The 10,929-nt window shown below is 38.1% G+C and carries 11 protein-coding genes; 2 read left to right on the top strand and 9 right to left on the bottom strand.

The genetic code is table 11. From position 1 onward, the window contains the following. Nucleotides 1–361 precede the first annotated feature (361 nt). Nucleotides 362–1,240, bottom strand: a complete 879-nt coding sequence (metF, locus tag O1Q79_RS01760) for a methylenetetrahydrofolate reductase (protein WP_386692674.1) — start codon at nucleotides 1,238–1,240, stop codon at nucleotides 362–364. Nucleotides 1,241–1,428: 188 nt separating this feature from the next. On the opposite strand from metF, the gene O1Q79_RS01755 reads away from it, so the two are divergent. After that, the gene (locus tag O1Q79_RS01755) at nucleotides 1,429–3,384 is read left to right on the top strand and encodes a hypothetical protein (RefSeq protein WP_386692673.1); all 1,956 of its coding nucleotides are present in this window, start codon (nucleotides 1,429–1,431) and stop codon (nucleotides 3,382–3,384) included. A gap of 35 nt (nucleotides 3,385–3,419) precedes the next feature. Here O1Q79_RS01755 and ruvB read toward each other — a convergent pair whose 3' ends face one another. From ruvB to aspS, 8 genes are all read right to left on the bottom strand, one after another. After that, nucleotides 3,420–4,427, bottom strand: a complete 1,008-nt coding sequence (gene ruvB / locus O1Q79_RS01750; RefSeq protein ID WP_386693323.1) for a Holliday junction branch migration DNA helicase RuvB — start codon at nucleotides 4,425–4,427, stop codon at nucleotides 3,420–3,422. Nucleotides 4,428–4,439: 12 nt separating this feature from the next. Continuing rightward, on the bottom strand, nucleotides 4,440–5,054 hold the full coding sequence (ruvA, locus tag O1Q79_RS01745; protein WP_386689922.1) for a Holliday junction branch migration protein RuvA: 615 nt from the start codon (nucleotides 5,052–5,054) through the stop codon (nucleotides 4,440–4,442). Nucleotides 5,055–5,117: 63 nt separating this feature from the next. After that, complete coding sequence (gene ruvC / locus O1Q79_RS01740) at nucleotides 5,118–5,690, bottom strand: crossover junction endodeoxyribonuclease RuvC (protein ID WP_386692672.1); 573 nt, start codon at nucleotides 5,688–5,690, stop codon at nucleotides 5,118–5,120. A gap of 71 nt (nucleotides 5,691–5,761) precedes the next feature. Then, nucleotides 5,762–6,304 (bottom strand): hypothetical protein, encoded by a 543-nt coding sequence (locus O1Q79_RS01735; protein ID WP_386689918.1) that lies wholly within the window; start codon nucleotides 6,302–6,304, stop codon nucleotides 5,762–5,764. Nucleotides 6,305–6,392: 88 nt separating this feature from the next. Beyond that, a complete protein-coding gene (locus tag O1Q79_RS01730; RefSeq protein ID WP_386692671.1) occupies nucleotides 6,393–7,133 on the bottom strand; it encodes a YebC/PmpR family DNA-binding transcriptional regulator in 741 nt (246 codons plus the stop codon). A gap of 363 nt (nucleotides 7,134–7,496) precedes the next feature. Further along, entirely contained in the window at nucleotides 7,497–7,934 is a 438-nt protein-coding gene (gene nudB, locus O1Q79_RS01725) for a dihydroneopterin triphosphate diphosphatase (RefSeq protein ID WP_386692669.1), read from the bottom strand. A 7-nt stretch (nucleotides 7,935–7,941) separates the two neighbouring features. Next, a complete protein-coding gene (locus tag O1Q79_RS01720; RefSeq protein ID WP_386692667.1) occupies nucleotides 7,942–8,298 on the bottom strand; it encodes a hypothetical protein in 357 nt (118 codons plus the stop codon). Between the two features lie 67 nt (nucleotides 8,299–8,365). Further along, nucleotides 8,366–10,132 carry an aspartate--tRNA ligase gene (gene aspS, locus O1Q79_RS01715; protein ID WP_386692666.1) on the bottom strand — a complete coding sequence of 589 codons (1,767 nt, stop codon included), beginning with the start codon at nucleotides 10,130–10,132 and terminating at the stop codon, nucleotides 8,366–8,368. A 222-nt stretch (nucleotides 10,133–10,354) separates the two neighbouring features. On the opposite strand from aspS, the gene O1Q79_RS01710 reads away from it, so the two are divergent. Further along, entirely contained in the window at nucleotides 10,355–10,870 is a 516-nt protein-coding gene (locus tag O1Q79_RS01710) for an isoprenylcysteine carboxyl methyltransferase family protein (protein WP_386689906.1), read from the top strand. Nucleotides 10,871–10,929 lie beyond the last annotated feature (59 nt).

Genomic DNA, 10,929 nt, shown 5'->3' with positions numbered 1-10,929 from the left:
TATGGAAATCTTCTTGAACGCCTTCAATCTACAAAAGAAGTTTTCTATCAAATGTCGCTACTTGTACATTTACTTGTCATAATCACGTTGATATTTGTGACAGCTACGCAGTGGTATCACCGCTTTACTGCCCCGTTTTCCAAATCCTGTATCAATCCGTCTGCATCAAAAGCTTTGTCCGCCACCAGTGCCTCAAATTCTTTGTCTGCAATCGATCGCTTTGCCTTTGCATAGGGGTTCAATGACTACCCATTGGATGTTGGTTAAAATGTCTCTGTTTATAACAACATGATACGGGTTGTTTTTCAATTATCAACAGATCCTATTCATTGTTAAATTTAAAACCTTGGTATCACTTAAATTAAGGACGAACCCCCAAGATATGACAAATCGCATAGGTCAATTCGCTACGATTTAAGGTATAAAAATGGAAATCATTCACGCCCTCTCTGGATAACACTCGTACCATATCAATAGCAACACTTGATGCGACTAAATTACGGGTAGTTTGATCCTCATCTAAACCCTCATACATCTTAGCCAACCAACTTGGAATTTTCACATTCGTTACGCTCGACATTTTCTGTAACTGCTTGAAATTCGTCACAGGCAAAATCCCAGGTACAATTTCTGCATCAATACCGATGGACGCACAACGATCACGAAAACGCAAATAGCTTTCCACATCAAAGAAAAATTGTGTAATTACATGATTCGCCCCTGCATCAATTTTGCGTTTTAAATTAATCAAGTCTGCTTGAGCGGATTTGGCTTCGGGATGAACCTCGGGATAAGCCGCCACCGAAATATCAAAATCTGCGACATCACGCAATAATGTAACTAAATCTGACGCATAAAATGGCTTTTTGGCATAACCTTTCGGCTCATCGCCACGCAATGCCACAATACGGCGAATACCACTATTCCAGTAGTCTTTAGCAATTTGGCGGAGTTGTTCAGGGGTGGCATCAATCCCCGTTAAATGGGGAGCCGCTTCTAAACCTGTTTGTTGTTTAATACTTTTAACAATACTATGAGTGCGATCACGCTCACCAGAATTTGCCCCATAAGTTACTGATACAAATTTCGGTTTTAAGGTCTTTAAACGGTGAATAGATGCCCACAGGGTTTCTTCCATTTTTTCGGTTTTCGGTGGAAAAAATTCGAATGAAACGTTAATTTTTCCGTCTAAATCTGCAATATGTTGGTTTAGTGTATCAATTTCTTTGGCGTAACTCATATATTCACTCCATATTATCTGAATTCAATTAAGGTATTGAGTTAAGGATAAATTAAAGCAATCATAATTATGCGTCAATTTCAAAAAATTCACATTTTTTATGAATCTAATTCATATAAGCTATATTTGTAGTCATCTGGTAAATTCGCTATACTTTTACCTAATTATCCGTACCTCTTGGAAAAATAATGAGCAAAAAAGTTAAATTCTTATTACGTTTATCGGCTGTCGCTTTAGTGGTTGGTGTAGCGACACAATTTTATACGAACTACCAAATCGATCAGACCATTAGCAAATTTCCTTATCAATTAAAGGATCAATTTAATATCACTATTACAGAAAAAAATAGCGATTTTTTTACTCGTGATCTCATTTTTAGCATGGAGCGAAATGGTAATAAAACGGATTTTATGCACACAAAATTAACCGCACTTCCGTTAATGATTAGTGCAGAATCGGAATTTAATACCAATTTAATTAAGAAACTAAATGAACAACTTAATATCACCATTGATAAAAATACCATTACCAGTCAATTTTCAGTCTTTAGTGATAGTTTAAGTTCTCGTGTTGTGACCGAATTTCGTGATAGTACAAATCAATCGCAAACTTTAGAAAGCGAATTGTCTTACGATATTCAATCCAAATCTATTGAATTACAAACTGAACTTTCCGCTTTTAACTACGATAAACTATTAAAAATCACTGACCTGAAAGGTAACTTTTTATTAACCACGGTTGGGGATAATTTATATGATTTAATTAAAGCAGATTTTAAAACCAAGAAAATTGATGTGAACTTACTCGATGGTGACGGCACACATATTGGTTTAGTTAAAGGGCATTATATTCTGGATAAAAAAATTAATGATCAAGGATATGATTTAAATCAGCAGATTAATCAACAAGGAATTTATCTGTCGAATAAAAATACCAAATCCGATCAAGATAAAACCAGAGCAGAAAATGTTGAGCTGACGTTAAAGCGACAAGGCATTCCATCTCATGTTACTTTTCCTGAGCAATTAAAACAATTACAAGCAGAGCAATTTAATTTAACTTCGATGATCACACAATTTATTGATTTTGTATTTAATAATCAAAAAATTGAGTCCACACTTTCAGTAAACCGTTTTATTTATCCTAAGAATGAAATAAACCTGATTGATGCCCAGAATACACAAATTGTTTTTTCATCAAATCATCAAGATAAACTGAATGCAGAACAAACGATTAATCTAAAAGCAAAAAATATTCTGTTTAATCAAGATGATGAATTGTCATTTACTGGCATTTCTGCCGAAAATAAACTTTCACATTTAAATTTAGAAAATCATTTAGCTTTTTTAATCAAATATTTACCGAAAAGTTTACAAACTAAGGATTTACCTCAAAAAGATACGCCAAACTTCTTAGCCGATTTAGATAAACTCGCTGAAAATTTCCAAACGCAATTAGAAAGTGCGGTGAAAATTGAGAAAGTTTCAATGAAAAATCAAGGGACAGCAGAAAATCTTAAATGGAACTATACTGCTCAACCGCTGAAAGATATTTTTGATACAAAAAATAATATTTCGTTGGATAAATTAACCTTAACTGAACAACAAATGCAATTTAGTCAGTTAAAATTAGATTTCCCATTGGAACAACTATCACCAAACAAAGCATTCTACCAAACCTATTTTTGTAAGTTATACCGTGGTATCTGTGCAACTAATTTAACTAGTGATAATTATACTAAAATAACATGGGAACAATATTTAGCTACGCCCGTTAATATTCCCAAAGCAACATTCATAGCCAATATTGATACTTATCCAAGTGCCAGCAAATCTTTACCTGTAAATGCAAATTTAACGGCGACATTACCGCAAGGTTATGCAGATGGAATGAATAATATCAAGCAAAATAATATTCAATTAAACGTTACTATTGCTGAAGATATAGTCAAAATGGAAAAACCACTAACACCATTTTGGCACTCTATTGTTACTGTGCTACAAGATTTGTTTAAACTTGAAGACGGGCAATATCATCTTGATTTCAAAGCCGATAATGGCAATATGTTAATTAATGGAATGCCTTTTGATTCTGAACAACAAAATTCTGAACAACAAGATGAATTAAACATAGAAAAAGAGTAACAAATAAGGAAACGGATTACGTTTCCTTATTTGCTTTATTCTGTCAATTTTTCTAACCCAAAATGACGATAAGTATGGTTAGTGGCAATTCGCCCCCGTGGTGTGCGTTGTAAAAATCCTTGTTGGATCAAATAAGGTTCTAGCACATCTTCAATGGTATCTCGCTCTTCCCCTATGGCTGCTGCAATATTATCTAACCCCACTGGTCCACCGTCAAAACGTTCAATAATTGATGTTAAGAATTTACGATCTAAATAATCAAAACCAGCCTGATCAATATCTAACATAGACAATGCTGCATTGGCAATTTCTGCAGAAATCACACCGCGGTTTTTCACATCTGCATAATCACGTACACGGCGTAATAATCGGTTGGCAATACGTGGTGTGCCACGAGAACGGCGAGCAATTTCAATGGCAGCAGCTTCAGATAATTCTAAATTCAAACAGTTAGCACTGCGTGAAACAATGAACGTTAAATCTTCCACCGAATAAAATTCTAGGCGTTGTACAATACCAAAACGATCACGTAACGGTGAAGTCAGTGAACCTGCCCTTGTGGTTGCTCCGATTAAAGTAAATGGTGGCAGATCGAGTTTAATCGAGCGAGCGGCTGGACCTTCACCAATCATAATATCCAGTTGATAATCTTCCATCGCAGGATAAAGCACTTCTTCAATAGCTGGCGAAAGACGATGAATTTCATCAATAAATAGCACATCATGAGGTTCAAGATTGGTCAGCATAGCCGCAAGATCCCCTGCTTTTTCTAACACAGGACCTGAAGTCGTGCGAATATTCACCCCCATTTCATTCGCCACAATATTTGCTAAGGTGGTTTTACCCAATCCAGGGGGACCAAAAACTAGTAGATGATCCAAGGCATCTTGACGTAATTTCGCTGCTTGAATAAAAATCTCCATTTGCGACCGCACTTGTGGTTGCCCCACATAATCCGCCAATAATTTAGGGCGAATGGCACGATCAACTATTTCATCATCTAATTTTGCTGTAGCACTAATAATGCGATCTGCTTCAATCATCATCTATCTCACTTATAAGGCTGCTTTTAAGGCTTCTCGAATTAATTGTTCAGAAGACAGATCTTGTTTTGCCACTTTCTTCACCATTTTCTCTGCATCCATAGGTTTATAACCTAAAGCAATCAAGGCTGAAACTGCATCATCTGTAGCTACATTTTCCGTTGCGGATATTCGTTCAACCGCTGGCAAATGGTTACTTTTCACAAAGAAATCCCCTTGCCCCACACCTTTGAATTTGCCTTTTAATTCTACCAACAAGCGTTCCGCTGTTTTCTTACCCACACCTGGAATTTTCACTAACTTAGATAATTCTTCGTGTTCAATCGCATAAGCAAATTCCGATACTGACATGGCGGACAAAATCGCTAAGGCTAATTTAGGACCTACCCCATTGGTTTTGATTAACTCACGGAATAAACTGCGATCTTGTTTATGGGAAAATCCAAACAGTAAATGTGCATCTTCTCGCACCACCAAATGGGTAAATAAAGTACAGTCTTGCTCAATTTCAGGTAGATTATAAAAACTTGTCATGGGTAATAACAATTCATAACCCACACCTTGTACATCAAGCAAAATTTCAGGCGGATGTTTTTCGATAAGTTTACCTTGTAAGCGACCGATCATAGCGTTAAATTATCCTTGCAAAAATTTTTGCTTACTATAACCAAAGACTGAACAAAAATCCAGTTAAATTTTTAAGCGAAAACGCCCTCGGCTATAACGAGTGCGTAAAAGTGCGGTGTATTTTTCTCGAGTTTCCGTTGGAGTTGCCGTGTGAGAAACCTGCAAACTATGTTGAATGGTATGAGCATGGGTAATGGCAATCGCTAAGGCATCTGCCGCATCAGCTTGGGGTTTATCAGAGAGTTTAAGAATACGAGTAACCATATCTTGTACTTGTATTTTATCCGCCGAGCCAATGCCTGTCACTGTTTGTTTCACCAAACGAGCAGCATATTCAAACACGGGTAAATCACTATTCACCGCGGCTACAATGGCTGTGCCACGTGCTTGTCCGAGTTTTAAAGCGGAACTTGGGTTTTTGGCTAAAAATACTTCTTCAATAGCAAACATATCAGGCTGAAATTGCGTGATAATTTCCGTTACACCAGCATAAATCCGCTTTAAACGTGTTGGCATATCTTCTACTTGGGTACGAATAGCACCGCTGCCGAGATATTCTAATGTACGTCCTGTTTGACGAATAACCCCATAACCAGTCACTCTTGATCCAGGGTCTATTCCTAAAATGATTGCCATGTTGCCCTACAATTCTACAAAATAAAATGGGTGGAGTTCTATCTCCACCCAATCATCATAACTGATTTTAATTATTTATTTAATCGTTTTGTCGCTGTTTTATTAACATTACAAAGTTTTGCTAAAATTTGATCGGATTCAGCACCTTTTTTCACTAAATGAATGGCATCAACACCATTAAAATTGTCTAAGGTTAAACCCGTATCTACATTCCATTCGTATTTATCAGAAACAAATGAAACGGTGTCTTTGCTATTATCATCACGAGCTAATGATACTTTTAATGCTTTTTGACCTTTACCTAAACGAACACTAACCGCTCGCGGATCGTTATTTTCAAAAGCATAGGTTGCTGTTACTACTTTGCCTGACTGACAACGATAAACCACCGATTTATTTACAGTTGGCACTTTTTGTACTTTTACTTGTGCGGTACCGTCAATATTTTTTGCCATTTCAGTTGCTTGTGCATCTGCTGTATTCATAGCTTGCTCCATTACTTGAGCTTCTTTTTCAGCTTGAGCAGCAGCCATTTCTTGCTCGCTAGGAGCAGAAGAACAAGCAGCCAATACTACTGTGGCACAGATTGCAGGAATAAATTTGACTAATTTCATAGAATCTCCTTAATAAAAAATAAAAGTAAGGTCTTGTTCAAAAAGACATTTTTATCCTAGCATAACAAAACCTATAATACAAATTATATTAAAGTAGGGCTGCCACTTCATCACTGATTTCACCGTTGTGATAGACGTTTTGCACGTCATCACAATCTTCCAGCATATCAATTAAACGTAATAGTTTTGGTGCATTTTCTGCATCAAGATCAACGCTGGTTGATGGGATCATGGTCACTTCTACACTCTCAATTTTGAAACCTGCTTTTTCAATCGCTTCACGCACATCACTTAAATCTTCCCATGCAGTATAGATTTCAAATGAACCGTCATCTTGCGGTTGAATATCGTCTGCCCCCGCTTCGATTGCCGCTTCGGTCAAAGCATCTTCATCGGCTTCAAGAATTAAAATTAAACCTTTTTTACTGAATAAATAACCGACTGAACCCTCAGTCCCTAAGTTACCGCCACATTTGGTAAAACTCGGGCGAACCTGTGAAATGGTGCGGTTGGCGTTGTCACTCAAACATTCTACCATCACCGCCGTGCCACCCGGTCCGTAACCTTCGTAAACACGGGTTTCCATATTGGTGTCATCGCCACCGCCCACACCACGCTCAATAGCACGGTTGATGGTATCACGGGTCATATTGCTGGAAAGTGCTTTATCCACTGCCGCACGCAAACGTGGATTAGTGCCGACATCGCCGCCACCGATTTTTGCAGCGGTGACTAATTCACGGATTAATTTAGTAAATACTTTACCACGCTGTGCATCTTGTGCGGCTTTGCGGTGTTTGATGTTAGCCCACTTACTGTGTCCTGCCATGTTGTTTTTCCTTTCTCTTTTTTGTTTAATTTTAAATTTGGTTTATTTATTACTTTTTTCTTCGCCAATGTTCTTGTTACTTTTTTGCTTCGCCAAAAAAGTAACCAAAAAAGGCGACCCTGCTTTGCCTTGTTTCCTAAAAATCCATTAATTTGTTTAACGGGAAATGGCTGAACTCGCTTCGCTCAAACAGACGCCATTTCCCTACAAATTAATGGATTTTTAGGCGGCAAAGAAGGGAAAAACTTTCTTTGCGTTGTAAAAGTGCGGTGTAAAATTTGAGATTTTTTGACCGCACTTTTTATTCGTTAAAGTACCCTGCATATCCCATTGGGATATGTTCGGGGATAGCTTTGTTTATATTTACTTGATTAAATATTTTTCTATTGCCTGCCGATTATTGGGTGATTTGGTTAATCCAGCGGCTTGTTTTGGACTGAGCCATTGATAGGCAAGATGTTCCGTTAATTGGGGAACTCGCTCATCTGGCAGAGCCAACAAAAACCAATGCTCTTTGCAATGGGTTACATTCGGGGCATATTTATACCGAAAATGCGGGAAAATTTCAAATGTTATCCATTCGTTGCAGTCAAAAAGTGCTAAATTTTCCGCTTTAATGTCAATACCTGTTTCTTCTAATACTTCCCGAATTGCCGTTTGTTTGGGCGTTTCGTTCTCTGCTAAAGATCCTGTTACCGATTGCCAAAAATCGGGGTCATCTTGGCGTTGGAGCATTAAGACGTCACCTGTATTTTGTGCATAGAGTACCACCAAAACGGAAATAGGATTTTTGTATGGCATAAAAAAATTAATTACCCAACCAATAACCAAACAAACCAGCCGCTAAAATCCACCCACAACATGATGATTTATTAGATTTATTTGTAGTTTGAGTAGTTTCTAACCCAATAGGAAATGGAGATTCCCAAAATTCTTTATAACCATTTGCCATACTTTGAGCCAAATGCTGTAAATCCCAAGCATCCAATTGAATATCGGGATCAGAAAGCTCATCAATCGCATCTGAATATTCTCTTGCACTCGCAATTGCACTATCAATATCGTAATGTGGAATACCAATAGGTTCTGGACGGTTGAGCAGTGCTTCATCCAAAATATCTATAACTGGTTGTAAATCATCAGAATTTAAATTAAATGTTGGCATATTCTTACCTATAACTCTGTACCCAAAAACAATCCCACTATATTTGTGGGATTGCTTTAATTGAAATCTACTCCGCTTTCACCACTGCTACCGCCAATTCCGCCAACGCTTGCGGATTCGCAAAACTTGGAGCATCCGTCATCAAGCACGCTGCTGCCGTAGTTTTAGGGAACGCAATCACATCACGGATATTTTCTGTACCCGTCAACAACATCGTTAAACGGTCTAAACCAAACGCCAAGCCAGCGTGTGGCGGTGTACCGAATTTTAACGCATCTAATAAGAAACCAAATTTTTCACGTTGATCTTGTTCGTTAATGCCTAAAATACGGAACACGGTTTGTTGCATTTTCGGGTCGAAAATCCGCACCGAACCACCGCCCACTTCGTAGCCGTTGATCACCATATCGTAAGCATTCGCCACCGCACTGGTTGGATCCGCTTCAAGCTTTTCTGGGCTGAAATCTTTTGGTGATGTGAATGGGTGGTGCATTGCGGCAAGATTGCCTTCATCGTCACGTTCAAACATTGGGAAATCAATCACCCATAGTGGCTGCCATTCGTTTAGGCGAGTTAAGCCGAGATCACGACCGAGTTTTAAGCGTAACGCACCCAATGCGTCGGTGGTGGTTTGCCATTTGTCGGCACCGAAGAAAATAATATCGCCTGTTTCGGCTTTTACACGCTCTAAAATGGCTTTTAACACGTCTTCGGATAAGAATTTCGCAATCGGGCTTTGCACGCCGTCTAGTCCTGCGTTCACATCATTGACTTTTAACCACGCCAAGCCTTTCGCACCATAAATGCCGACAAATTGGGTGTATTCGTCAATTTGTTTACGCGTGATGGTTGAACCGTTTGGTACACGAATAGCGGCTACTCTTCCGCCTTTGTCATTGGCTGGAGTTTTGAATACGCTAAATTCCACTTCACGCACAAGGTCAGAAATCGTCACCATTTCTAACGGGTTACGTAAATCAGGTTTGTCTGAACCGAAACGCTCCATCGCTTCCTGCCACGTCATTACAGGGAATTTGCCTAAATCCACATTGATAGTGTTGAGCCATAAACCGTGGATTAATTTTTCCATAATCGCACGTACTTCAGGGGCAGTTAAAAAGCTGGTTTCCACATCAATTTGGGTAAATTCAGGTTGGCGATCTGCACGCAAATCTTCATCACGGAAACATTTGACGATTTGATAATAACGATCGAAACCTGACATCATCAGTAACTGTTTGAATAATTGCGGTGATTGTGGCAAGGCATAGAATTTGCCTTTATGCACACGGCTCGGCACGAGATAATCCCTAGCCCCTTCTGGTGTCGCTTTGGTCAGCATTGGGGTTTCAATATCTAAGAAACCCTGTTCGTCCATAAAACGGCGAACAAAGCTGGTTATTTTGGCACGGGTTTTCAAGCGTTCCGCCATTTCAGGACGGCGTAAATCTAAATAACGGTATTTTAAGCGTTGTTCTTCGGTGTTATTTTGGTTGAAGTCTAACGGCAATACGTCAGATGCGTTGTAAATAGACAGTTCGTGAGCCAAAATTTCTACTTCGCCCGTTACCATATTTTTGTTAATTTGATTATCAGGGCGAGCAATCACTTCGCCTTTGATTTGAATACAAAATTCGTTACGCAGACTGGCGGCTTGCTCTAAGGCTTGCGGATATTTCGGGTCAAAACACACTTGCACAATGCCTTTCACATCACGCATATCAATAAAAATCAATCCACCTAAATCACGGCGTTTATTCACCCAACCGCTTAATGTTACTTGCTGTCCGATATTTTCACGGTTTAACGCACCGCAATAATGAGTTCGCATCATGTTAAAATCCTTTGTTCTGTAAAGTATGAGAAAAAATTGCGTCAATTATAGCGGAAAATGCCTGCGGAGAAAAAGATTATTTAAATCTAATAACACAATAAGATTTAAGCATTAACCGATTAATTTTTATAACCTTAGATCAAAAATTAGTGCATTGCATATTCATTTTTGTTATATTTTGCAACCTTATTTTATGGATTTAACTCAAGTCAAAGGATTGTCATGTTATTTATCAATATTATATTTACAATTATTCTGGCTATTCGTTTTTATAGCCTATCCATTTCCATTCGTAATGAAAAAGCATTGATTGCTCAAGGTGCCATTCAGTATGGCAAAGCCAACTCTAGCTTGCTTTCTGTTGCTCATATTCTGTATTATGCTTCGGCAATTATAGAAGCAAATTACCGCCATATAGTATTCAATACTATTTCACTCATCGGCTTAACGATCCTTATCGTTGCCATTGCAATGTTGTTTTACATCATTTACGAATTAAAAGAGATTTGGACGGTTAAAATCTATATTCTGCCAAATCATAAAATCAATAGGTCATTTTTGTTCAAATATATCCGCCACCCAAATTATTTCTTAAATATTATTCCAGAATTAGTCGGATTAGCTTTATTTTGTCAGGCATCTGTTACTGCCCTTATCGGTTTACCAATTTATCTTATTATTTTAGCGATACGCATTAAACAAGAAGAAAATGCCATGGCACATCTGCTAAAAAAATAACAATTTATTTGTAGTAGGGTAAAACTTCTTCTAAAATAACCGCACTTTTTTGGTTAAAC

It is taken from the genome of Lonepinella sp. MS14434, from assembly GCF_042468235.1.
Classification (GTDB): Bacteria; Pseudomonadota; Gammaproteobacteria; order Enterobacterales; family Pasteurellaceae; genus Lonepinella.
This window is presented reverse-complemented; position numbering and strand designations above follow the sequence as displayed.